Source organism: Streptomyces endocoffeicus (genome assembly GCF_016741935.1).
Classification (GTDB): Bacteria; Actinomycetota; Actinomycetes; order Streptomycetales; family Streptomycetaceae; genus Streptomyces; species Streptomyces endocoffeicus.
Map to the genome: position 1 here is coordinate 51,266 of NZ_JAERRG010000004.1, position 21,871 is coordinate 73,136.

Genomic DNA, 21,871 nt, shown 5'->3' on the forward strand with positions numbered 1-21,871 from the left:
TCCGGAGGGCGATCGCGCGACGGCCTCCGCCCTCGCCCCTATCGGCCTTACGGTGGCCGTCGGCCTTCTTACGGTTCTCGCGGGGCTCTACAGGACCAGCGAGGACCATGTCTTGACCCACGGCTCACGGTTCTTGGCGATCTTCTGCGGAGCCAGGGTGGCCGAGTCGGCGATCCTGACCCCGTATCGGGTGAACAGCTCCGGCAGCTTGGCGTCCTCGCGCGCCGGGTTGACGTACATGTTCAGCGGGACGTCCTCCTGGAACCGCTTGCTCAGCAGGAAGTCCAGCAGCGCCTTGCCGCCCTTGGTGTTGCCCGCGCCGTTCAGCAGTCCGGCGAACTCCACCTGCCGGAAGCAGGTGCCCGTCGCGACCCCGGTGGGGGCCTTCGCGGGCTTGCTCTTGGCGTCGGCCACCTCGGCGGGCGGGCTGGAGGCGTAGGAGACGACGAGCGGCCGGTCGCCCTTGCCGCCGCCGGCCGAGCCGGAGAACCGGTCGTAATACGCCTGCTCCCAGCCGTCGACGACCTCGACGCCATTGGCCCGCAGCTTCTTCCAGTAGCCCTTCCAGCCGTCGTCGCCGTACTTCGCGGCCGTGGCGAGGAGGAAGCCGAGACCGGGGGACGAGGTGGCGGCGTTCTCGGTGACGAGGAGGTTCTTGTAGGCGGGCTTGGTCAGATCGTCCAGCGTCCGGGGCGGCGTCAGCTTCTTGTCGGAGAAGTACTTCCGGTCGTAGTTGACGCAGATGTCGCCGAAGTCGACGGGGGTGACGCGGTGCTCGGCCCGGTCGAGCTGAAGGGCCGCCGGGACCTTGTCGAGCCCCTTCGCCGGGTAGGGGGTGAACAGGTCGTTGTCGAGCGCGCGGGAGAGGAGGGTGTTGTCGACGCCGAAGAACACATCGCCCTGGGGGTGGCCCTTGGACAGGATCGCCTGGTTGACGGCGGCTCCGGCGTCGCCCCCGGCCTGCACGCGCACCTTGTAGCCGGTCTCCTTGGTGAACTCCTTGAGGACCGCCTTGGAGGCCGCGAACGAGTCATGCGTGACCAGGGTGACCGTCTTGGATTCCGAGCCGCTCTTGGCGTCCTCGCCGCAGCCGACGAGCGCGCTCAGGGCCAGTGAGCCGAGGAGGGCGGCCGAGATGGCACGCCGAAGCTGGCTGTTCATGGTGATGCTGACTCCCTACGCCGGTATGACCCGGATCAGGTCCGAGGGTCTGCGGCCGTGCCGCACTCTCAGCGCTCTGAGCGCTCCCCTGTCGGAATGTTCACTTGTACGGATGTGCACTTCTATGACGATCACATGATGCAACGATGCCCAGGCACCGTATCAGCCGGTGCTCAGCGCTCCGAAGCCGCCAGCTGGCCGCAGGCCCCGTCGATCTCCTGGCCCCGGGTGTCCCGGACGGTCACGGGCACCCCATGGGCCTCCAGGGCCGCCACGAACGCCTTCTCGTCCTCGGGCCGGGACGCCGTCCACTTGGAGCCGGGCGTCGGGTTGAGCGGGATGAGGTTCACATGCACCCGGTGGCTCTTGAGTAGCCGGCCGAGCAGATCGGCGCGCCATGCCTGGTCGTTGATGTCCTTGATCAGCGCGTACTCGATGGAGATCCGGCGGCCGGACTTCTCCGCGTACTCCCACGCGGCGTCCAGGACCTCGCGCACCTTCCAGCGGGTGTTGACCGGCACGAGGGTGTCGCGCAGCTCGTCGTCGGGCGCGTGCAGCGACACCGCGAGGCGGCACTTGAAGCCCTCGTCGGCGAACCGCAGCATCGCCGGGACGAGGCCGACGGTGGAGACGGTGATACCGCGCTGCGAGAGGCCCAGGCCGTCGGGCTCGGGGTCGGTGAGCCGACGGATGGCGCCGACGACACGGTTGTAGTTGGCCAGCGGTTCGCCCATGCCCATGAAGACGATGTTGGACAGCCGGGCCGGGCCGCCGGGGATCTCCCCGTCCCGGAGGGCCCGCATCCCGTCGACGATCTGGTGCACGATCTCGGCGGTGGACAGATTGCGGTCCAGTCCCGCCTGCCCGGTGGCGCAGAACGGGCAGTTCATCCCGCAGCCCGCCTGTGAGCTGATGCACATGGTGACCCGGTCCGGGTAACGCATCAGAACGGACTCCACGAGCGTGCCGTCGAACAGCCGCCACAGCGTCTTGCGCGTGGTGTCGTCGTCACAGCTGATGTGCCGCACCACGCTCATCAGATCCGGCAGCAGCCCGGCGGCCAGCTTCTCGCGCGCGGCGGCCGGAATGTCGGTCCATTGAGCGGGGTCGTCGGCATAGCGCACGAAGTAGTGACGCGACACCTGACCTGCCCGGAAGGGCTTCTCCCCGAGGGCGGCGACGGCCTCCCGGCGCTCGGCGGGCGTGAGGTCGGCAAGATGCCGCGGGGGCTTCTTGGCCCCACGCGGCGCGACGAAGGTGAGTTCTCCGGGCTTAGGCATGATTTTCCCAGTGTTGCAGACGTACGAAGGGCCCCGCGCCGGGAGTGGCGCGGGGCCCGTGGGCGGGCGTGGTCAGCCGCCGCCCACGAAGATCACCAGCAGCAGCCACACCACCGGGGCGGTGGGCAGCAGCGAGTCGAGCCGGTCCATGATCCCGCCATGGCCGGGCAGCAGCTTGCCCATGTCCTTGATGCCGAGATCGCGCTTGATCATGGACTCGCCGAGGTCGCCGAGGGTCGCGCTGACCGCGGCGGCGAGGCCGAGCAGCAGGCCCTGCCACCAGACGCCGTCGTCGATGAGGTACTGCATGCACAGGGCGCCCGCGACCATCGCGAAGGCCACCGCGCCCAGCAGCCCCTCGCGGGTCTTGCCGGGGCTGATGCGGGGGGCCAGCGGATGCTTGCCGAAGCGCCAGCCCACCGCGTACGCACCCGTGTCGCTGACCACGGTCAGCAGCAGGAAGGTCAGGACCCGCCACGGGCCGTCGTCGGTGTCGAGCATGAGCGCCACGAAAGTGGCCAGAAACGGCACGTAGAAGGCGGCGAAGACGCCCGCCGTGACATCCCTGAGGTAGTTGTCGGGCGGCTCGGTCATCCGCCAGACCAGCACCGCGAGCGCCGTAAGGGCGACCGCCACCACCGCGCCCTGGGCGCCGCGCACATAGCCGGCGACGACCATGGCGACCCCGCCGACGGCGAGCGGCACCAGGGGGACCCGGATGTCCTTGCGCTCGGTCAGCCGCGAGGTCAGCTCCCAGAGCCCGACCACCACCGCGACCGCCACCACGCCGACGAACACGGGCTTGTAGATGAAGAGCGAGGCCAAGATGATCACACCGAGGCCGATGCCCACCCCTATCGCGGCGCGCAGATTCCGGCCCGCGCTCTTCTTGCCCTGCCCGGCTCCGGCGCCGCGCGCGCCGTCGGCGGAGGCCGGGTCGGGCGCGGGGTCGGGGGGCGTCGGCCGGCGCCCGGCGGGCTGCCGGGGGCCGGGCTGCGGCTCCCGCTCGTCGCGGAAGAGGGGGCCGCTCAGCCGAGCGGCCCCCCGGTCACGGTCGGCGGCCTCGCCGGAGTCGCCGCCTGCGTGGGGCACGGTGGGCATGGGGCGAGTCTGCGCCGCCTCACCCACCTCGTGCGCGGGACCCGCCGAAGAAGTGGGCACCTCCCAGCCATAGCCGGGGGAGGTGCCCTGACCGCCCGGTCCCCGGAGTCCGGCGCTTGGTGGGGCCCCCCAGGAAGAGTCGTTCATCAGACCTCGAGCAGCTCGGCTTCCTTGTGCTTGAGCAGCTCATCCACCTGCGCGACATACTTCGCCGTGGTGTCGTCGAGCTCCTTCTCCGCGCGGCGCCCCTCGTCCTCGCCGACCTCGCCGTCCTTGATCAGCTTGTCGATGGACTCCTTGGCCTTGCGGCGGACGCTGCGGATCGAGATCTTCGCGTCCTCGCCCTTGCCCTTGGCGACCTTGATGAACTCCTTACGGCGCTGCTCGGTGAGCTCGGGGAACACCACACGGATGATGTTGCCGTCATTGCTCGGGTTGACGCCCAGGTCGGAGTCCCGGATCGCCTGCTCGATGTTGCGGAGCGCGGTCTTGTCGAACGGCGTGACCACGGCCATCCGCGGCTCCGGCACCGAGAACGACGCCAGCTGATTGATCGGCGTCAGCGCACCGTAGTAGTCCGCCACGATCTTGTTGAACATCGCCGGGTGCGCACGCCCGGTGCGGATCGCGGCGAAGTCCTCCTTGGCGACCACAACGGCTTTCTCCATCTTCTCCTCGGCCTCGAGGAGGATCTCTTCGATCACCACTTGCTCCTGGTGTTATCAGTAAGCAGAGCCTCGCCCCTGCGTGCGTCTTCTCCTGCACGGTGTCCGACCGGCAGGCCGTTGTCCATCCCCCGTTCGAGCCGTCAGGCCCGGGAGCCCTGGTCGCTCACCAGCGTGCCGATCTTCTCACCCTTCACCGCACGCGCGATATTTCCTTCGGCCAGGAGCTCGAAGACGAGGATGGGCAACTTGTTGTCCCGGCAGAGGGTGATCGCGGTGGCGTCGGCGACCTTGAGGTCCCGGGTGATCACCTCGCCGTACTCCAGGGCGTCGAACTTCACCGCGTCGGGGTTGCGGGCGGGGTCGGAGTCATAGACCCCGTCCACGCCGTTCTTGCCCATCAGCAGGGCCTGCGCGTCGATCTCCAGCGCTCGCTGGGCCGCGGTGGTGTCCGTGGAGAAGTACGGCATACCCATACCCGCGCCGAAGATGACCACACGCCCCTTCTCGAGATGGCGCACCGCACGCAGCGGAATGTACGGCTCCGCGACCTGGCCCATGGTGATGGCGGTCTGGACGCGGGAGTCGATGCCCTCCTTTTCCAGGAAGTCCTGGAGGGCGAGACAGTTCATGACGGTTCCGAGCATGCCCATGTAGTCCGAGCGGGCCCGGTCCATACCGCGCTGCTGCAGCTCCGCACCGCGGAAGAAGTTACCGCCGCCGATGACGATGGCGATCTCGGCACCGTCCCTGACCACGGCAGCGACCTCGCGGGCGATGGCGTGCACGACATCGGGATCGACACCGAGTCCCCCGCCTCCGGCGAACGCCTCGCCGGACAGCTTCAGCATGAAGCGACCGTGTGGGGCCGCGCCGTGCGCCTTCTTGTCATCGGCGGCCTGTTTGGCGTCCGCGCCGTGATTCATTGGAGATCTCCTCGTGCACATACGAAGAAGGCCACTGCCGGACGGGTCCTGTTACGACCTCTGCGGCAATGGCCTCCTCGTCACATCTGCGGCCGACCGGTCGACGGTTGGCTGCCTACGACCCTATCGGGGTCGCCGGTCATTCGCTGCTCGGCTCAGACGCCGACGCGGAAACGGGCGAAGTGCTTGAGCGAGACACCGGCCTCGTCCAGGATCTTCTGGACGGACTTCTTGTTGTCCTTGGCGAACGGCTGGTCCACCAGCACGTTCTCCTTGAAGAAGCCGGTGACGCGACCCTCGACGATCTTCGGCAGGGCGCCCTCGGGCTTGCCCTCCTCGCGGGCGGTGGCCTCGGCGACCCGGCGCTCGTTCTCGACCGTCTCGGCCGGGATCTCGTCGCGGGTGAGGAACTTCGGGGCGAAGGCGGCGATGTGCTGCGCGACGTCCTTGGCGACCGTGGCGTCTTCCTTGTCCAGCTCGACCAGGACGCCGACCTGCGGCGGCAGGTCCGGGCTGGTGCGGTGCATGTACGCCGCGACGAAGCCACCGGAGAACTGCGCGAAGCGGTCCAGGACGATCTTCTCGCCGAGGGTCGCGTTGGCCTCGTCGACGAACGCCTGAACGGTCTTGCCCGCCTCGATCTCGGAGGCCAGCAGGGCCTCCAGGTCGGCCGGGGAGGTCTTGGCGACGTGGGCGGCGATGGCGTCGGCGACGACCACGAACTTGTCGCCCTTGGCCACGAAGTCGGTCTCGCACTTCAGCTCGACCAGCACGCCGGAGGACTTGTCGTCCGCGATGAGGGAGACGACGGCACCGTTCTCGGCGCTGCGGCCCTCCCGCTTGGCCACGCCCTTCTGGCCCTTGACGCGCAGGATCTCGACGGCCTTGTCGACGATGCCCTCGGCCTCGTCCAGCGCCTTCTTGCAGTCCATCATGCCGGCGCCGGTCAGCTCACGGAGCTTCTTGACGTCAGCGGCGGTGAAGTTCGCCATGATCTGTAAATCTCTTCTCGAAAGTCGAAAGCTCTACGGGTGAACGGCGGGGGCGGCGCCACTGGCACCGTCCCCCGCCGTCATACACCGTCTGAGTGACGTCTGAGTGGTCAGCCCTGCTCGGTGCCCGCGGCGGGCGTGACGTCCTCGGCGGGCTTGGCGTCCTCGGCAGGCTTGGCGTCCTCGGCAGGCTTGTCCGCGGCCGCCTCGGCGGGCGCGGCGGCGTCCTCGGCGGGCTTGTCCGCGGCGTCCTCGGCCGGCTTGGCCTCGGCGTCGTCGGCCTTCTTCTCGCCCTCGAGCAGGTCGCGCTCCCACTCGGCGAGCGGCTCGCCCGCGGCCTTGTCGGCCTTCTCATCACCGGTGGCGACACCGGAACGGGCGATGAGGCCCTCGGCGACGGCGTCGGCGATCACCCGGGTGAGCAGGGTGACGGAGCGGATCGCGTCGTCGTTGCCCGGGATCTTGTAGTCGACCTCGTCCGGGTCGCAGTTGGTGTCGAGGATCGCGACGACCGGGATCCGGAGCTTGCGCGCCTCACCGACGGCGATGTGCTCCTTCTTGGTGTCCACGATCCAGACGGCGCTCGGCACCTTCTGCATCTCGCGGATACCGCCGAGGGTCTTCTCCAGCTTGGCCTTCTCGCGAGAGAGGACCAGGAGCTCCTTCTTGGTGAGGCCGGAGGCGGCCACATCCTCGAAGTCGATCTGCTCGAGCTCCTTCAGGCGCTGCAGGCGCTTGTAGACGGTCGAGAAGTTGGTGAGCATGCCGCCCAGCCAGCGCTGGTTGACGTACGGCATGCCGACGCGGGTCGCCTGCTCGGCGATGGCCTCCTGCGCCTGCTTCTTGGTGCCGACGAACATGATGGAGCCGCCGTGGGCGACGGTCTCCTTGACGAACTCGTAGGCGCGGTCGATGTACGACAGCGACTGGAGCAGGTCGATGATGTAGATGCCGTTGCGCTCGGTGAAGATGAAGCGCTTCATCTTCGGGTTCCAGCGGCGGGTCTGGTGCCCGAAGTGGACGCCGCTCTCCAGCAGCTCCCGCATCGTGACGACGGCCATGGCCGTACTCCTTGAGGTACTCGGTTCCACGGCGGCCGGGCGGCCGCCGCTCCTGACGTCCCGGCGCGCCTGCCACGGACGGGGCCCTTTCGGGGGTCGTCCGAGGACCGAGGGGCGCGGCCACCGAGCTGACCGATGCGCGATCGGAGCACCGGTGGCGGGGCGTGCGAAGTCGATCCGGTGACCCGGATCGCCATAAGAAGTGTACGGGACGGGTACGGTGCGGGGTGACGGCGTTATCCACAACCCGTGAGTAGTCCCCCGATTCCGTCCATGATCCACCCGTTTCGGGTCGCCCGGCCATCGTGGGGGGCATGCGAAGGCTTGTGGTGGGGTGGGCTCTTGCCCTGGTGATTCTTGTGTTGCCGGTGCTGTCGGTGCCGACGGCCTCTCTTCCGGTGTTACCTCTTTCGGCGGCACGGGCCGCGGCGGCGGATCCGCGCGCCGCGCCTGCTTCGCGCGCGGCGCCGGAGCCGGGGACAAGGGCGGGCGGGGGACAGCCGAAGCCGGGCGAGGGACGGTCGTGGCCGGGCGGAGGACAGTCGAGGCCGGGTGGGGGACGGTCGTGGCCGGTCGACGGTGCGCCGGGCGCGGTGCGGCCTGCCGTGCTGCGGGGCTGGCGGCCGCCTCCGGCGCCGTGGGTGGCGGGGCACCGCGGGGTCGACCTCGCGGCGCGTCCGGGCGAGCGGGTCCGGGCGGCGGGCCCGGGGCGGGTGAGCTTCGCGGGCCCGGTCGCGGGCCGTGGTGTGCTGGTGATCGAGGTGTCCGGGACCGGCTCCCCTCCCCTGCGCACCACCTACGAACCGGTGCGCGCCACGGTGGCCAAGGGGGAGCGGGTGACCGCCGGGCAGGTGGTCGGCGTGGTGGCGCCGGGCCCCTTCCACTGCCGGTCAGGCTGTCTGCACTGGGGGCTGCGGCGCGCGGACCGCTATCTCGATCCCCTGTCGCTGCTGCCGCCGTCGATGCTGCGGGGCGGGCCGTCCCGTCTGCTCCCGGTATTCGGGGTGCGCGACGCGCCCACGCTCTCCGCGCTCGCCTCCCCCGCCGGGGACACCCGGCTGCCGACGGCCGCGGCACTGGTGGCGGCATCCCTCTGGGCCCGGATCCGGCTGGGTCGCCCGGGTCAGTCCAGGTCACCCGGGTCGCCAGGGTCAGTCCAGGTCGCCCGGGTCGATCCAGGTGGCCGCCCGGCCGCCCGGCCGTCCGGGTCGCGCCCCGTGCGCGCCCACGAGGGCAGTGAAAGGACCGGGGGTCAGCCCCGGACGCCGCGCAGGGCCATGGCGACGGCCGCCTCGGTGATCCGCTCGGGGTCCTCGGCCGCGCCGAGCTCGATGCGCCGGACCGCGGCGTCCACGACACCCTGGAGGAGCACGGCCGAGAGCCGGGGCTGCTCATGCCCGAGGGTCGCGAGGGCCTCGACCACCATGGCGATCAGCCCGCCGTGGGCGGCCCGGATCTTCTCCCGGGCGCCCGCGTCCAGCTCACCGGCGGAGATCGCCACCACCGCGCGGTGCCGACGGTCGCCGACGAGCGCGAGCTGACGGCGGACATACGCCTCGATCTTCGCCTCGGCCCCCTCTGCCCGCTCCATCGCGGTCTCGACCTCGGCGGCCCAGACCGGGAAGTCCACGGCGCACAGCTCCTCGACCACGGCGGCGCGGGAGCGGAAGTACTCATAGACGGAGGACCGTGCGAGTCCCGTGCGCTCGGCGAGGGCGGGGAAGGTCAGCGCCTCCGTGCCGCCCTCGGACAGCAGGGTGCGGGCGGCCTCCAGCAGGGCCGCGCGCTGCATCGTCCGGTGCTCGGCCACTGAGGCCGCTCGAATCCTGGGCACCCGGCCACTCTACGGAAGAGGCCGCCCCGAGGGCGATGCCGGAGGGACGATTCAGCGCCCGACATCGGCGAGTTTCGCCCGCAGCTGGAGCACCGACTTGGTGTGGATCTGGCTGACCCGGCTCTCGGTGACGCCGAGCACCTGGCCGATCTCGGCGAGCGTGAGGCCTTCGTAGTAGTAGAGCGTGACCACGGTCTTCTCCCGCTCCGGGAGGGTGTTGATCGCCCGGGCGAGCAGTCGGCGCAGCTCCCGGTCCTCGGCCACCTCGACGGGGTTGTCCGCGGCGGTGTCCTCGAGGGTGTCCATGAGGCTGAGCCGGTCACCGCCCTCGCCACCGACATGCAGCAGTTCCTCCAGGGCGACCACATTGGCGAGCGACAACTGGCTGAAGACGCCGTGCAGTTCCTCGAGGCTGATGCTCATCTCGGTGGCCACCTCGGCCTCCGAGGGGGTGCGGCGCAGCTGGGCCTCCAGGGTGGCGTACGCCCGCTCCACGGCCCGGGCCTTCTGCCGGACCGACCGCGGGATCCAGTCCAACGCCCGCAGCTCATCGATCATCGCGCCGCGGATCCGGGTGATCGCGTAGGTCTCGAACTTGATCGCGCGCTCAGGGTCGAACTTCTCGATGGCGTCGATGAGTCCGAAGACCCCGGACGAGACGAAGTCCGCCTGCTCGACATTGGAGGGCAGCCCGACGCTGACCCGGCCGGCCACATATTTCACCAGCGGTGAGTAGTGCAGGATCAGCTGCTCCCGCAGCCGGCCGTCGCCCGTGGTCTTGTACGACCGCCACAGCTCGTCGAGCGATGAGGGCGCGGCAGGGTGCACCGCGCCGCGGGCCGCGGGCGGCGCCGCGCTGTCAGACCCGGAGATGTGCTGGGGCATTCGTCGCCTTGAGCCGTTCTGCCATGACATGGGTGAGGACGTACGCTTCCGCCGGAAACTTGTGAGCGTAGCGTGACTAAGGCGTCGCGGTATGCGAAGGGCGTCGGCTCGGCGGTGTGCGGATACGGTCATCGCCTCAACCCTTTCACCCGATTGCCCCGATTCGGGGGATCGCCTCGCCGTGCACCGTCGGTCCGGCGCACGGGCGGGACCAACTCCCATCGATCGCCATGACGTTCGACAAAGCCCAGGGCGAGCAGTTCGTGGAGCCGGCCCAGGGCCTCGTCGCAGCCGGTCCCGGATTCCCGGGCCACATCCCGCAGGTGGTTGCCGCCCCGTGCCGACAACGCTTCCAGCACCCGTGCCGTCACGGGATCGAGCAGGTCCCGCTCGACCAGCGGCCCACGCCGCTCCGGGGCAAGGTCTCCGATGCCGCCGATGAGTTCGGCCACTTCGGCGGCGTCGGTGACCAGAACGGCCTCGCCACGCAGCAGTTCATGCACCCCGGTCGAGAGCCCGCTGGTCACCGGTCCGGGCACCCCCATGGTGGATCGCCCGAGCTGTTGTGCCCGGCGCGCGGTGACCAGCGATCCGCTGCGATACTGGGCCTCGACCACGACCGTGCCGCGGGTGAGGGCGGCGATGACCCGGTTGCGGAGCACGAATCTGGGGCGCGTCGGATGCGCTCCGGGTGGCAACTCGGCCAGCACCAGGCCCTGTTCCGCGATGCGCTCGATCAACTCGGCGTGCGCTCGCGGATAGGGGACGTCCACACCGGAGGCGAGCACCGCGATGGTGGCCCCGCCCGCGGCGAGCGCCCCTCGGTGAGCCGCGCCGTCCACGCCGTGGGCCGCCCCGGAGACGACCACCCAGCCCCGCTCGGCAAGCCCTGTGCCGAGGGACGCCGCGACATGCGCGCCGTAGTCGCTGCAGGCCCGCGCGCCCACCACGGCGACCGAGCGCAGCGCCCACATCCGCAAGTCGGCCCGGCCGCGCACCCATAACCCGACCGGGCGAGCGTCACCGAGATCGTCGAGCTGACCGGGCCAGTCCAGATCCCCGGGGCAGATGAACCGTCCGCCACACCGGGCGATCAGCGCGAGGTCGCCGACCGGGTCCACCCCGGCCGCCCGGAGGGCACATCCGGCCAGCCGCTCCCCGGTGGCCCCGGGCGGGGGCTTGCCCTTCCCGGTGAGCGCCCGCCACAGCGCCATCGGCCCCATACGGCGCAGCCAGCGCCCCACGGTCTCGTCCCCGGGCTCCACGAGCCGGGTGAGCGCCGCCCGCGCCAGCCGCTCCTCGTCCGGAACGCCCCGCCGCTCAGCGAGCTCCTGCCCCTCGTCCGGGGTCACAGGCCGCTCGGGGAGCCCCTGCCCTTCGTCGCAGGCGCCCGGCCGCTCGGCCAGCCCCTGTCCCTCGTCCCAGCCGCGCTGCCCCTGCCCGGGCTCGGAGAACAGCGCGGGAACGGCGCCGCCGCGACCCGCCGGAGGAACCGACATCAGCACTCCCCCGCCGCGACCGGCACCCCGCGGTTGATCCCGGTGCGCAGCTGCAGCGCCTGGGCGATGTCCGGTGCCATGGGCCGGTCGTGCCCGGCCAGGTCGGCGACGGTCCAGGCGACCCTCAGCACCCGGTCGAGGCCCCGGGCGGTGAGCAGCCCGCGCTCCATATCGCGCTCGGCCTCGCGCAGCGCACCGGGGGACGGCTGCCAGCGGGTGCGCAGCTCATGGCCCGGCACCTCACTGTTCAGCCGCCAGGGGGTGCCGTGGAGCCGGGCGGCGGACCGCTCCCGGGCCTCCCGGACCCGGGCCGCGACGGACGCGCTGCTCTCCGCCCCGGCACGCGCCCCCGTGAGCTCGGTCCGGCTCACCGCCTCGACGCGGACCCGCAGGTCCACCCGGTCCAGCAGCGGTCCGGACAGCCGTGCCTGATAGCGGCGGACCGTGGCGGGCGAGCACTCGCAGACGTCGCCCACCAGACCGTGGCGCCCGCAAGGGCAGGGGTTGGCCGCCAGAATCAGCAGGAAGCGCGCCGGCATCCGCATCATCCCGGCGGACCGGGCGACCACCACATGCCCCGACTCCAGGGGCTGCCGCAGGGCGTCCAGCGCCTTCCCGCTGAACTCGGGAGCTTCGTCCAGGAAGAGCAGTCCGCGGTGGGCGAGCGAGACCGCGCCGGGTCGGGGCAGGCCGTTGCCCCCGCCGACGAGCGCGGCCATGGTCGCCGAGTGATGCGGGGCGCAGTACGGCGGGGTCTCCACCAGGGGCTGCCCCGGCGGGAGGACCCCGGCGACCGAGTGGACCGCGGTGACCTCCAGGGCCTCCTGCTGGGTGAGCGGCGGCAGCAGTCCGGGCAGCCGCTCGGCCAGCATGGTCTTCCCGGCGCCCGGAGGGCCGTTCAGGAAGAGGTGGTGCCCGCCCGCGGCCGCGACCTCCAGAGCGGTGCGCGCGGCCCGCTGCCCCGCTACCTCGGCCAGATCGGGCCGCCCCGCGCCGGCCCCGGGCACCGCGGCGACACCGGTGCCCATACCGGCGCCGGGCACGGTGAGCCCCGCCAGCATCGGATCGGGGCGGCCCAGTTCCTGGGGCTCCTCCTCCTCGGGCACCGGCTCGTCCGTCAGCACCGCGATCAGCTGGCGCAGGCTCCGCACGCCCAGCACCGAGACGCCCGGCACCAGGGCCGCCTCCGCCGCCGTCTGCTCGGGGACCACGACCTGGCGGTAGCCCGCCTCGGAGGCGGCGAGCACGGCGGGCAGCACCCCGCGGACCGGCCGCACCCGGCCGTCCAGCCCCAGCTCCCCGATCATCATCAGATCGGCGATCTCACGTGGGTCCACGCGCTCGGCCGCGCCGAGCACCGCACAGGCCACGGCCAGGTCGAAACCGCTGCCGCCCTTGGGGACGGATGCCGGGCTGAGCCCGACCGTGAGCTTCTTCTGCGGCCATTCACCGCCGGAATTGACCACGGCCGCGCGGACCCGGTCCCGGCTCTCCACCAGGCTCTTGTCGGGCAGCCCGACGAGGGTGAAGGCGGCCACTCCCGGCTCCAGATCGGCCTGGACCTCCACCACCACGCCCTCGACCCCGACCAGCGCCACCGAGCAGGTGCGGGCGAACCCCATCAGGCCACCCCTCGCACATGCTCGACCACGGGCGCGCCCCGGCGGGGCAGCACCACCCCCACCACATCGATCCGCACCCCGCCCGGCGGCGGGCCGCCGTGCCGCTCGAGCCAGCGCTCCGCCAGCCACCGCAGCCGCTCGGTCTTGTCCGGTCCGACGGCCGCCATCGGATGCTCGTAACCACCCTCGCGGCGCGTCTTGACCTCGCACACCACCAGCGCTCCGGCGTCGAGCGCGACGATGTCGATCTCGCCGTCCCGGCATCGCCAATTGCGCTCCAGGACGGTCATCCCGGCTTCCGCCAATGTGCGGACCGCCACATCCTCGCCGTAGCGGCCCAGCGCTCCTCGGGCGTTCATTCGGCACCACCTCCGGCACCGACTGTGACTCCCCCGCGCCCCGCTCAGGGATCTTGGAGCATTCCTGTGGACAGCCGTCCGGCTGTGGAAAACTCAGCCACCCGGAAGGTTGAGTCAGCCACCCGAAGGTGTGGTCAGCCGCCCGGAAGGTGCAGTCAGCCGCCCGGCAGATCGAGGTCGCTCTTGTTCAGCTCCTCGATATTCACGTCCTTGAACGTGAGAACCCGCACCTGCTTCACAAAACGGGCCGGGCGATACATGTCCCAGACCCAGGCGTCGGCCATCGACACCTCGAAGAAGACCTCACCCTGGACCGAGTGCACCTGCATCTCGTAGTCGTTGGTGAGGTAGAAGCGGCGCTCGGTCTCGATCACATATTTGAACAGACCGACGACATCGCGGTACTCCCGGTAGAGCTTCAGCTCCATCTCGGTCTCGTACTTTTCGAGGTCCTCGGCGCTCATGGCATGTTCCCCTTCAGCCGTGCGTCCCCCCATTGTGCGTCAGACGCGCTCAGTCTCCAGGATCACCGGTGCACTCGGGGGTCCCTCGACGAGCAGCGTACGCAACAGCTCCGCCAGCCGTGTCGGGTACACCGGCTCGGTGGCCGTGGCCAGCTCATCCGCCGTCCACCAGCGCAGACCGGCCACGCTCCGCCGCTCCAGCTCCGTCAGTCCGCCGCCGGCCCGCGCCGGGGTCTGTTGGGTACGACACAGGTAGTACCACTCGTCCTGGTCCCAGCGCCGCCCGGCGAACGGGAAGGAGCAGATCCGCCGCCACAGCAGCGGGCCGAGCCGCACATCGGTGATCCCGGTCTCCTCCGCGAGCTCCCGCAGCGCGGCCTCCTCGCGGCTCTCCTCGCCCTCCAGGCCGCCACCCGGGGTGAACCACCAGGTGGACGAGGGATCGTCCGGCTCGAAGCCGTGCAGCAGCAGGATCCGGTCCTGCGGGTCCAGCAGCACCACCCGGGCGACCTTCCGCAGCCGCCGCTCGTCCGTGCCGGTCCGCCCGGCTCCGCCGGGCCCCTCAGCCACTGGCGGTCACCTTCCCCTTCGCCGCCTGGTCCCGCCGTGCGCCGCCGCCCGCCCTGCGCCGGGCGATCGGCCCATGGGCCGCGCCCGCCAGGATCAGCACCGCGCCCACGATGACCGCGATCAGGATCGGCCCCAGCGGCCCCGGCTGCGAGATCCCGCCCGGCAGCGCCTTGAAGGCATCGGGCCGCCCCACGGTCCCCCAGGACCCCAGTGGCCAGGCGGTGGCGTCCACCCGGGCGTCCACCGCGCCGCGCTCCACGGCGCCGCCCGCCTCGTCGGTGAGGTGCACCCGCGAGTCCAGGGAGTCGCTGCGATGGTCGCCCATCAGGAACAGCCGGTTCTTGGGCACGGTGGTGGAGAAGACCGAGGCGGACGCCTGCTCCCCCGAGCGCAGATACGGTTCCTCGAGGACCTTGCCGTTCACCCGCAGCCGGCCCTGCTTGTCACAGCACTCGATCCGGTCGCCGCCGACCCCGATGACCCGCTTCACCATCGGCAGGTCGCCCCACACCTGGTCGCGGAAGACCACCACATCGCCGCGGCGCACATCGCCGCCGTCGACCCGCTCCGCCAGCACCCGGGCGCCCTTGCCGATCGTCGGCGTCATGGAGTCGGTGGGGACCGTGTACGGCTTGTAGAGCAGCGCGCCCCAGACGAAGCCGCCGAGGAACAGCACACAGCCGACGGCCACCGCCAGCCCGGACAGCACGCTGCCGGGCGTGCGCCGCGGCTTGCCGCCCCCCACCCCTTGGGCTCCGCTCATTCCAGTGCTCCCGCCGTACGCAACAGACGTAGAAGATCAGGTTCCGTGTGCCCCGGGGCACACGGAACCGCACCTTACCCGGCGGTACGGGCCCCGTCAGCAGTCGGCGGTCAACCGCTCCGGCCGGTTCTCGGCCTCCGTACGGACCTTGGCGATCAGTCGGCGGCGGCGCCACAGCACGATCGGCAGCGCACCCGCGAACCCCAGGGCCGAGGGGGCCACCGCGGCGGCCGCGCTCAGACCCGGCTGGTCGAAGGTGCTCGGCACCGACAGGGTCGTCCAGCGGTTGATCGGCCAGGCGATGACGATCGCGCGCCCTACGACATCGTCCACCGAGACCGTGCCGTCGTTCAGGTTCTGGTGGTAGCGGGAGTCCAGCGAGTCCTGTCGGTGGTCGCCCATCACCCAGATCCGGCCGTCGGGCACCTTGATCGGGCCGAACGGCTTCTCGTCGCAGGGGGTGTTCCCGGGGAAGATGTACGGCTCGTCCAGCGGCTTGCCGTTGACCATCACCTTGCCGCCGCGCTTGCAGGAGACGGTGTCCCCGCCAACCGCGATGACCCGCTTGATCAGGTCCTTCTCCTCAGCCGACGGCATCAGCCCGATGAAGCTGAGCGCCTTCTGGATGCCCTCGGCGACCGGGCCGGAGCTCTTGGTCTGCGACTCGCCGAGCCAGCCGCCCGGGTCGTGGAAGACGACCACCTCGCCGCGCTCCGGCTCGGAGCCGAACCACGGGGTGAGCTTGTCCACCAGCACCCGGTCGCCCCGCTGCAGGGTGTCCTGCATCGAGTCGGACGGGATCGAGAACGCCTGCACCAGGAAGGTTTTGATCAGCAGCGCCAGAGCCAGCGCGATGACGACCAGGATCGGCAGCTCCTTCCAGAAGGAGCGCACCTTCTTGGGCCTGCCGAGCCTCCCGGGTCCGCCGGGCGTCCCGGGGCCCGGCTTCGACGCCCCGTCCCCGGGATCGGACGGATCAGCCGCGCCGGGACCGTCCTGGGGATCGGAGGGTTCCGGCCCGCCATCGGCTCCGTGCGGTTCCGACGCCCTGGCCGCGGCAGCCGCCCCGTTCGTGGGTGCACCGGCTTCGGGCGCCTCGTCCGCCCCGTCCGTGAGGTGCTCCGCCCCCGTCCCGGGCTGCCTCTCGGGCTCTTCGTGACCGGATCGTGCGCCGACCGCCAAATCCCCCACATCCACTCCTCACGACTGACTGCCGCCTGCCCCACGAACGGCGCAGGATCACCACTCCCATAACGAGCGGGAGTTCCGCAGGGGTCGGGAGCTGGACCATTCCTTGCTGATCCATGGGGGACAGCCTATGTGCCGAGCCCTCGGCCTGTGTCGCCCCACTCGGCGCGTCCTTCACCGAGGCGTAGGTGCCCGGTTCCTCGAGCCGCCGCATGTGCCCGAACGGCCAAGCGATCACCACGGCGCGGCCGACCACCATGTTGTCCGGCACCGTGCCCTGGTACGGCTCGTCCAGATGGACCCGGGAGTCCGCCGAGTTGGATCGGTGATCACCCATCACGAACATCCGCCCCTGAGGGACCGTCACCTTGAACTGCTTCTGCGACGGCGGATTGCCCGGATGCAGATACGGTTCGTTCAGCGGCGTCCCGTTGACGGTGACCTTACCGTTCGTATCACAGCACTCCACCGTGTCGCCGCCCACCGCGACCACCCGCTTGATCAGGTCCTGCTCGTCGGAGGACGGCAGCAGCCCGATGAAGGTCAGGAACTCCTTGCCCTGCTTGATGACCGGCGGGTCGTCCTTGGGCGGCTTCCGCTCGTCGTCCAGCCACCCCCCGGGGTCCTTGAACACCACCACATCACCGCGCTCCGGCTTCGAGCCGAACCACGGGGTGAACTTGTCCACCAGCACCCGGTCGCCGATCCGGATGGTCTGCTCCATCGAGCCGGACGGAATGACGAACGCCTGCACCAGGAAGGTCTTCAGGACGAGCGCGATCACCAGCGCCACGCCCACCAGGATCGGTATCTCCTTGACGGCCGAACGGCGCCGCCTGCGCTTGATGCGGCGCTGGATCTTGCGCCGCTCCGCGCGGCCGCCCACCCGGCGCTCGCCCGGCGGACGGGGAGTGCCCAGGTCGACGCCGGCGGGCGGAGCGGCCTGGTGCGCCCTGGCACGAGGACGCCCACGCTTACCCATGGGCACCACCGGCGGCAGCGGACGGTATGCGGCCGGGCGCCGCGGGCACGCTCGTGAAGGCGTCCGTCCGGGGTACGCCGGACCAGCGGCCGAACGGCCAGCCGATCCATTCGGCGCGGCCGATCACCTTGTCGACGGGGACCGTGCCCCCGCCCGGGGCGCCCAGATAGTCGCGCGAGTCCCGGGAGGCGTCGCGGTGGTCGCCCATCACCCACAGCCGTCCTTCGGGCACGACGATGTCGAAGCGCACCCGCGAGGGGCTGTCCCCGGGGTGCAGATAGTCCTCGTCCACCGGCTGACCGTTCACCTCGATCCTCCCCCGCTCGTCGCAGCAGGTGACCCGGTCACCACCGATGCCCACCACGCGCTTGACGTAGTCGGACTCGGCCGGTTCGGCCAGCCCGACCGCCGCGGCCGCCTTGCGCAGCAGACCCGTCACCGGATTCCCGGACGGCTCCTCCTCGCCGAAGGAACCGGCTCCGTCGAACACGACAACGTCGCCGCGGCGCGGATCGTCCCCGAAACGGTAGGCGAGCTTGTTCACAAGCACCCGGTCCCCGGGGCGGAGGGTGCTCTCCATGGAACCGCTGGGGATCAGGAACGGCTGCAGCACAAAGCCGCTCACCAGCAGCACGAAGGCGGCACAGGCGGTCGCGAGCAGCGCCGCCCGCCGCCACCGCCCGCCGCCGGTCAGCCGGCCCCAGGCCGGCCCGCGCGGCAGCCGCCCGGCGGACGGGGGCTCCCCGGCCCGCGCGGAGGCATGCGAAGAGCGCGACCGCTCCTCGCGCTCCTTTTCGGAGCCCGAGGAGCGGTCGCGCTCCGCGAGCTGTCCTTCGGTGTTCATCGGGCCAGAGCCTATCCGGCCCGGCCCGATGATCCGGCGGTAGCTCAGTAGTCGCGCAAAATCGTCGCGATTCAGCCGCGAGCTCAGCTGTCGCGCTTCTCCTTGATCTTGGCGGCCTTGCCGCGGAGGTCGCGCAGGTAGTACAGCTTCGCCCGGCGCACATCACCGCGGGTGACGACCTCGATCTTCTCGACGATCGGAGTGTGCACCGGGAAGGTGCGCTCCACGCCGACGCTAAAGCTCACCTTGCGGACGGTGAAGGTCTCGCGGACACCGGAGCCCTGGCGGCGGATGACGACGCCCTTGAACTGCTGGACACGGGAGCGGTTGCCCTCGATGACGCGGACGTGGACGTTGACCGTGTCGCCGGGGCGGAAGGTCGGGATGTCGCTGCGCAGCGACGCGGAGTCGACGGTGTCGAGCAGGTGGGACATGATCGTCTGCTTTCCTCGCTGATGCCACAGGTCATCAGCGGCATTTCGGATGATGATTCGGAGTGCCGCCCTCATCGGGTGGGCGTCGGTCCCCCTGTGGCAGGGGCGCACACCCGGACGTACGGCAGCGGCCTATTCTTCCACGGCCCGGTCCGGCCGCCCAAATCGGGCCCCACCGGTCGCCCCACCGGTCGCCCCGCCGGTCGCCCCACCAGTCGCCCCGCCGGTCCCGGGCAGCTCCTCCCAGCCCAGCTCGGCCAGGAGCGCGCGGTCGTGCTTGTCGAGCGTCGCCGGGTCGCAGCGCTCGATCAGATCGGGGCGGTTCTCGCTGGTGCGGCGGAACGCCTCGTCCCGGCGCCAGCGGGCGACCCTGCCGTGGTGGCCGCTGATCAGCACCTCCGGGATGGCGCGGCCGCGCCACTCCGGGGGCTTGGTGTAGACGGGCCCCTCCAGGAGGTCGGCCATCGTGCCGGGGGCGAAGGAGTCGTCGCGGTGCGACTCGGCATTGCCCAGCACGCCCGGCAGCAGCCGGGCCACCGCCTCGGTGATCACCAGCACCGCGGCCTCGCCGCCGGCCAGGACGTAGTCGCCGATCGAGACCTCGTGGACCTCCAGCCGCTCGCCGTACTCCTCGATCACCCGGCGGTCGATGCCCTCGTAGCGGGCGGGCGCGAAGACCAGCCAGGGGCGCTCGGCGAGCTCGACGGCGAGGGCCTGGGTGAACGCGCGGCCGCTCGGGGTCGGCACGATCAGCGTGGGCTTGACCAGCCCCTCGGCCTCGCCCGACGCCATGATCGAATCAAGCGCCTCGCCCCAGGGCTCGGGCTTCATCACCATGCCGGGGCCGCCGCCGTACGGGGTGTCGTCGACCGTGTTGTGCCGGTCGTGCGTCCAGGCGCGCAGATCGTGGACCCGCACGTCGAGCCGGCCGCGGGCGCGGGCCTTGCCGACCAGCGAGACGTTCAGCGGCTCCAGGTACTCGGGGAAGATCGTGACGACATCGAGCCTCATGACGGCTCATCCTCACGGCGGCCCGCGGTGTCGCCCTTACCGTCGTCGCCCGCGGTCTCACCGCTGTCCGCGACCGCGCCCTTACCGTTGCCCGCGGTCTCGTCCTTACGGCTGCCCGCGATCTCGTCCTTACGGCTGCCCGCGATCTCCGCCTCGGCCTCGTCGAGCAGGCCCGGCGGCGGGTCGATCACGGCGCGCTGCGCCTCCAGATCGATCTCCGGCACGACCTCGGAGACGAACGGGATCATCGCCTCACTCCCGTCGGGGCGCTTCACGACCAGCAGGTCCTGGTACGGCAGATGGGAGATCTCGGAGATCCGTCCGACCTCCGTGCCGTCCATGGTGACCACATCGAGGTCGATCAGCTGATGGTCGTAGAACTCCTCGGGATCCTCGGGGAGTTCCTCCGGATCGACCTCCGCGATCAGCAGGATGTTGCGCAGCGCCTCCGCGGCGGTGCGGTCGCGTACGCCCTCGAAGCGCAGCAGCAGCCGACCGCTGTGCACCCGGCCGGACTCGATGGTCAGCGGCCCGGCCGAGGCGGGCTCGGTGGCCAGCACGGCGCCCGGGCCGAGCCGCAGCTCCGGCTCGTCCGTCCGCACCTCGACGGTGACCTCGCCCTTGATGCCATGGGCACGGCCGATCCGGGCGACAACCAACTGCACGATGCGATGTCCCTTCACACACACGGGCCGGGGACGGCCCAAAGCCCTCCCCGGCCCGTGCCGGTGCTCTTCTTGATCGCCTCAGCGGACCTGATCGACGTCGACGAGGTCGACGCGGATCCCACGGCCGCCGATGGCGCCCACGACGGTGCGCAGGGCGCGTGCGGTGCGGCCGTTACGGCCGATCACCTTGCCGAGGTCATCGGGGTGCACCCGGACCTCCAGCACCCGCCCGCGCCGCAGGTTGCGCGAGGCCACCTGCACCTCGTCGGGGTTGTCGACGATGCCCTTCACCAGGTGCTCGAGGGCCTCCTCGAGCATCCTCAGGCCTCAGTCGACGCGGTGGACTCGGCGGACCCGGCCGCCTCGTCCGACTTCTTGTCGGCCTTCTTCGCCTTCGGAGTGATCGCCTCACCCTTCGGCTCGTCACCGGCGTCCTTGGCGGCCGCCTCGAACAGCGCGCGCTTGTCGGCCTTCGGCTCGGCGACCTTCATCGGAGCCGGGGCGGGCAGACCCTTGAACTTCTGCCAGTCGCCGGTGACCTTCAGGATGGCCAGCACCGGCTCGGTCGGCTGCGCGCCGACCTTCAGCCAGTGCTGCACACGCTCCGAGTCCACCTCGATGCGCGACGGGTTCTGCACCGGGTGGTACAGACCGATCTCCTCGATCGCCCGGCCGTCACGGCGGGTGCGGGAGTCGGCGATGACGATGCGGTAGTGGGGCGACCGGATCTTGCCCAGACGCTTCAGCTTGATCTTGACTGCCACGGAAGTGGTGTCTCCTGGTCTTGACGTGGTTGAGCACTGCGACGTGCCGCGTGGGGTTGCGGTACCCGAGTGCCCGATGGACGCGTCAGCCGGAGGAGAGAGGGGTCCTGGTCGACTGTCGAGTACAGCGAACCATTGTGCCACACCGTGACAGGTCAGCCGACCGCGGCCACCGGCTCCGGAATGCGGAACGGCTTCCCGCATCCACCGCACATGATCGGCGCCTGGGCCAGCACCGATGGGACGACGCGGACATTGCGCCCGCAGTCGCACACCGCCTTGACCCGGACCCCGCCACCGGACGAGCCGTGGCGCGCGGCGGGCCCGCGGAAGGTGCGGGAGGTCTCGGCGGTGGTCGCCACGGTGTGCGCCTTGAGCGCGCGCTGGAGGCGTTCGATCGTCGTCCGGTACCGCTTTCTCGCCTCGGGGCTGAGGGTGACCAGCGAGAAGCCGCTGCTGGGATGCGGCTCCTCGGGGTGGTCGAGCCCCAGCTCCTCGGCGATCGCCAGGAACCGGCGGTTGTGGTAGCGGCCGGCGCGTGAGGTGTCACGGACACCGCGGGCAGCGGCGATCCCATGCACTGCCTCATGCAGCAGCCGTTCGAAGGAGAGCTCGGCGCCACATGCGGACGACGATTCTCCGATCAGCGATTCGGGCGCGGCGAGATCTGGCAGCTCGGGGTGGTGCCGTTGAATATCGGCCCACGCCTGCGCCAGCTCTGCGGCGAGAACAGGTGGTGTCGTGCTCACGTCGTGCTAACGAGCGGGACCGGTCCGGTGTTCCGATTCCGGGGCATCC

Annotated in this window: 24 protein-coding genes, 1 pseudogene and 1 riboswitch; of the genes and pseudogenes, 1 reads left to right on the plus strand and 24 read right to left on the minus strand. The window is 71.0% G+C overall.

The genetic code is table 11. The features are described 5' to 3' along the window. Positions 1-87: 87 nt before the first annotated feature. The 7 genes from JK364_RS12780 to rpsB all read right to left on the minus strand — a co-directional run bounded on the left by JK364_RS12780 (position 88) and on the right by rpsB (position 7,186). On the minus strand, positions 88-1,161 hold the full coding sequence (locus JK364_RS12780) for a thiamine ABC transporter substrate-binding protein (RefSeq protein ID WP_201850825.1): 1,074 nt from the start codon (positions 1,159-1,161) through the stop codon (positions 88-90). After that, positions 1,157-1,261, minus strand: a riboswitch (TPP riboswitch). (Overlaps the previous gene by 5 nt.) 73 nt (positions 1,262-1,334) lie before the next feature. Next, the gene (rlmN, locus tag JK364_RS12785; protein WP_201850827.1) at positions 1,335-2,441 is read right to left on the minus strand and encodes a dual-specificity RNA methyltransferase RlmN; all 1,107 of its coding nucleotides are present in this window, start codon (positions 2,439-2,441) and stop codon (positions 1,335-1,337) included. Between the two features lie 72 nt (positions 2,442-2,513). Then, positions 2,514-3,689, minus strand: a complete 1,176-nt coding sequence (locus tag JK364_RS12790) for a phosphatidate cytidylyltransferase (RefSeq protein ID WP_201850829.1) — start codon at positions 3,687-3,689, stop codon at positions 2,514-2,516. Further along, the gene (gene frr, locus JK364_RS12795; RefSeq protein WP_030834259.1) at positions 3,689-4,246 is read right to left on the minus strand and encodes a ribosome recycling factor; all 558 of its coding nucleotides are present in this window, start codon (positions 4,244-4,246) and stop codon (positions 3,689-3,691) included. Before frr ends, JK364_RS12790 begins: the two co-directional genes overlap by 1 nt. 104 nt (positions 4,247-4,350) lie before the next feature. Then, positions 4,351-5,133, minus strand: coding sequence for a UMP kinase (gene pyrH / locus JK364_RS12800; RefSeq protein WP_201850831.1), 783 nt, complete (start codon positions 5,131-5,133; stop codon positions 4,351-4,353). Positions 5,134-5,288: 155 nt separating this feature from the next. After that, positions 5,289-6,125 carry a translation elongation factor Ts gene (tsf, locus tag JK364_RS12805; RefSeq protein WP_201850833.1) on the minus strand — a complete coding sequence of 279 codons (837 nt, stop codon included), beginning with the start codon at positions 6,123-6,125 and terminating at the stop codon, positions 5,289-5,291. A 110-nt stretch (positions 6,126-6,235) separates the two neighbouring features. Next, positions 6,236-7,186, minus strand: coding sequence for a 30S ribosomal protein S2 (gene rpsB, locus JK364_RS12810; RefSeq protein WP_201850834.1), 951 nt, complete (start codon positions 7,184-7,186; stop codon positions 6,236-6,238). A gap of 314 nt (positions 7,187-7,500) precedes the next feature. Between rpsB and JK364_RS12815 the strand changes: the two are divergent. After that, a pseudogene (locus JK364_RS12815) lies at positions 7,501-8,067 on the plus strand (peptidoglycan DD-metalloendopeptidase family protein); the annotation flags it as partial. Between the two features lie 371 nt (positions 8,068-8,438). Here JK364_RS12815 and JK364_RS12820 read toward each other — a convergent pair. The 17 genes from JK364_RS12820 to JK364_RS12900 form a co-directional block, all read right to left on the minus strand. After that, complete coding sequence (locus JK364_RS12820) at positions 8,439-8,996, minus strand: TetR/AcrR family transcriptional regulator (RefSeq protein ID WP_201851443.1); 558 nt, start codon at positions 8,994-8,996, stop codon at positions 8,439-8,441. A 75-nt stretch (positions 8,997-9,071) separates the two neighbouring features. Next, a complete protein-coding gene (whiG, locus tag JK364_RS12825; protein ID WP_020868137.1) occupies positions 9,072-9,905 on the minus strand; it encodes an RNA polymerase sigma factor WhiG in 834 nt (277 codons plus the stop codon). A gap of 128 nt (positions 9,906-10,033) precedes the next feature. Continuing rightward, entirely contained in the window at positions 10,034-11,404 is a 1,371-nt protein-coding gene (dprA, locus tag JK364_RS12830; RefSeq protein WP_230991874.1) for a DNA-processing protein DprA, read from the minus strand. After that, positions 11,404-13,026 carry a YifB family Mg chelatase-like AAA ATPase gene (locus JK364_RS12835; RefSeq protein ID WP_201850836.1) on the minus strand — a complete coding sequence of 541 codons (1,623 nt, stop codon included), beginning with the start codon at positions 13,024-13,026 and terminating at the stop codon, positions 11,404-11,406. The genes dprA and JK364_RS12835 overlap by 1 nt, the downstream gene beginning before the upstream one ends. Further along, positions 13,026-13,385, minus strand: coding sequence for a YraN family protein (locus JK364_RS12840; RefSeq protein WP_201850838.1), 360 nt, complete (start codon positions 13,383-13,385; stop codon positions 13,026-13,028). The genes JK364_RS12835 and JK364_RS12840 overlap by 1 nt, the downstream gene beginning before the upstream one ends. Before the next feature lie 155 nt (positions 13,386-13,540). After that, on the minus strand, positions 13,541-13,849 hold the full coding sequence (locus JK364_RS12845; RefSeq protein WP_009714730.1) for a DUF2469 domain-containing protein: 309 nt from the start codon (positions 13,847-13,849) through the stop codon (positions 13,541-13,543). 39 nt (positions 13,850-13,888) lie between these two features. Beyond that, complete coding sequence (locus JK364_RS12850) at positions 13,889-14,419, minus strand: NUDIX hydrolase (RefSeq protein ID WP_201850840.1); 531 nt, start codon at positions 14,417-14,419, stop codon at positions 13,889-13,891. After that, a complete protein-coding gene (gene lepB / locus JK364_RS12855) occupies positions 14,412-15,182 on the minus strand; it encodes a signal peptidase I (RefSeq protein ID WP_201850842.1) in 771 nt (256 codons plus the stop codon). Before lepB (JK364_RS12855) ends, JK364_RS12850 begins: the two co-directional genes overlap by 8 nt. A gap of 96 nt (positions 15,183-15,278) precedes the next feature. After that, a complete protein-coding gene (gene lepB, locus JK364_RS12860) occupies positions 15,279-16,076 on the minus strand; it encodes a signal peptidase I (protein WP_201850844.1) in 798 nt (265 codons plus the stop codon). An 82-nt stretch (positions 16,077-16,158) separates the two neighbouring features. Beyond that, entirely contained in the window at positions 16,159-17,352 is a 1,194-nt protein-coding gene (gene lepB / locus JK364_RS12865) for a signal peptidase I (protein WP_201850846.1), read from the minus strand. After that, on the minus strand, positions 17,345-18,196 hold the full coding sequence (gene lepB, locus JK364_RS12870) for a signal peptidase I (protein WP_201850848.1): 852 nt from the start codon (positions 18,194-18,196) through the stop codon (positions 17,345-17,347). Before lepB (JK364_RS12870) ends, lepB (JK364_RS12865) begins: the two co-directional genes overlap by 8 nt. A gap of 83 nt (positions 18,197-18,279) precedes the next feature. Beyond that, positions 18,280-18,630 (minus strand): 50S ribosomal protein L19, encoded by a 351-nt coding sequence (rplS, locus tag JK364_RS12875; protein ID WP_201850850.1) that lies wholly within the window; start codon positions 18,628-18,630, stop codon positions 18,280-18,282. Positions 18,631-18,762: 132 nt separating this feature from the next. After that, the gene (gene trmD / locus JK364_RS12880; protein ID WP_201850852.1) at positions 18,763-19,641 is read right to left on the minus strand and encodes a tRNA (guanosine(37)-N1)-methyltransferase TrmD; all 879 of its coding nucleotides are present in this window, start codon (positions 19,639-19,641) and stop codon (positions 18,763-18,765) included. Beyond that, the gene (gene rimM, locus JK364_RS12885; protein WP_201850854.1) at positions 19,638-20,306 is read right to left on the minus strand and encodes a ribosome maturation factor RimM; all 669 of its coding nucleotides are present in this window, start codon (positions 20,304-20,306) and stop codon (positions 19,638-19,640) included. The genes trmD and rimM overlap by 4 nt, the downstream gene beginning before the upstream one ends. 81 nt (positions 20,307-20,387) lie before the next feature. Then, positions 20,388-20,627, minus strand: a complete 240-nt coding sequence (locus JK364_RS12890) for an RNA-binding protein (protein ID WP_020868149.1) — start codon at positions 20,625-20,627, stop codon at positions 20,388-20,390. Between the two features lie 2 nt (positions 20,628-20,629). Continuing rightward, on the minus strand, positions 20,630-21,073 hold the full coding sequence (gene rpsP / locus JK364_RS12895) for a 30S ribosomal protein S16 (RefSeq protein WP_020868150.1): 444 nt from the start codon (positions 21,071-21,073) through the stop codon (positions 20,630-20,632). A gap of 155 nt (positions 21,074-21,228) precedes the next feature. Continuing rightward, on the minus strand, positions 21,229-21,822 hold the full coding sequence (locus tag JK364_RS12900; protein WP_201850856.1) for a hypothetical protein: 594 nt from the start codon (positions 21,820-21,822) through the stop codon (positions 21,229-21,231). Positions 21,823-21,871 lie beyond the last annotated feature (49 nt).

Bases quoted from the DNA above. Each gene is read 5' to 3' on its own strand.
- tsf (WP_201850833.1), bottom strand. From the start codon at position 6,125: ATGGCGAACTTCACCGCCGCTGACGTCAAGAAGCTCCGTGAGCTGACC.
- rpsB (WP_201850834.1), bottom strand. From the start codon at position 7,186: ATGGCCGTCGTCACGATGCGGGAGCTGCTGGAGAGCGGCGTCCACTTC.
- JK364_RS12845 (WP_009714730.1), bottom strand. From the start codon at position 13,849: ATGAGCGCCGAGGACCTCGAAAAGTACGAGACCGAGATGGAGCTGAAG.
- pyrH (WP_201850831.1), bottom strand. From the start codon at position 5,133: ATGAATCACGGCGCGGACGCCAAACAGGCCGCCGATGACAAGAAGGCG.
- rplS (WP_201850850.1), bottom strand. From the start codon at position 18,630: ATGTCCCACCTGCTCGACACCGTCGACTCCGCGTCGCTGCGCAGCGAC.
- trmD (WP_201850852.1), bottom strand. From the start codon at position 19,641: ATGAGGCTCGATGTCGTCACGATCTTCCCCGAGTACCTGGAGCCGCTG.
- JK364_RS12890 (WP_020868149.1), bottom strand. From the start codon at position 20,627: ATGCTCGAGGAGGCCCTCGAGCACCTGGTGAAGGGCATCGTCGACAAC.
- lepB (WP_201850846.1), bottom strand. From the start codon at position 17,352: ATGGGTAAGCGTGGGCGTCCTCGTGCCAGGGCGCACCAGGCCGCTCCG.
- JK364_RS12780 (WP_201850825.1), bottom strand. From the start codon at position 1,161: ATGAACAGCCAGCTTCGGCGTGCCATCTCGGCCGCCCTCCTCGGCTCA.
- dprA (WP_230991874.1), bottom strand. From the start codon at position 11,404: ATGTCGGTTCCTCCGGCGGGTCGCGGCGGCGCCGTTCCCGCGCTGTTC.
- lepB (WP_201850842.1), bottom strand. From the start codon at position 15,182: ATGAGCGGAGCCCAAGGGGTGGGGGGCGGCAAGCCGCGGCGCACGCCC.
- rlmN (WP_201850827.1), bottom strand. From the start codon at position 2,441: ATGCCTAAGCCCGGAGAACTCACCTTCGTCGCGCCGCGTGGGGCCAAG.
- JK364_RS12835 (WP_201850836.1), bottom strand. From the start codon at position 13,026: ATGGGGTTCGCCCGCACCTGCTCGGTGGCGCTGGTCGGGGTCGAGGGC.
- whiG (WP_020868137.1), bottom strand. From the start codon at position 9,905: ATGCCCCAGCACATCTCCGGGTCTGACAGCGCGGCGCCGCCCGCGGCC.
- JK364_RS12790 (WP_201850829.1), bottom strand. From the start codon at position 3,689: ATGAACGACTCTTCCTGGGGGGCCCCACCAAGCGCCGGACTCCGGGGA.
- lepB (WP_201850848.1), bottom strand. From the start codon at position 18,196: ATGAACACCGAAGGACAGCTCGCGGAGCGCGACCGCTCCTCGGGCTCC.
- JK364_RS12840 (WP_201850838.1), bottom strand. From the start codon at position 13,385: ATGAACGCCCGAGGAGCGCTGGGCCGCTACGGCGAGGATGTGGCGGTC.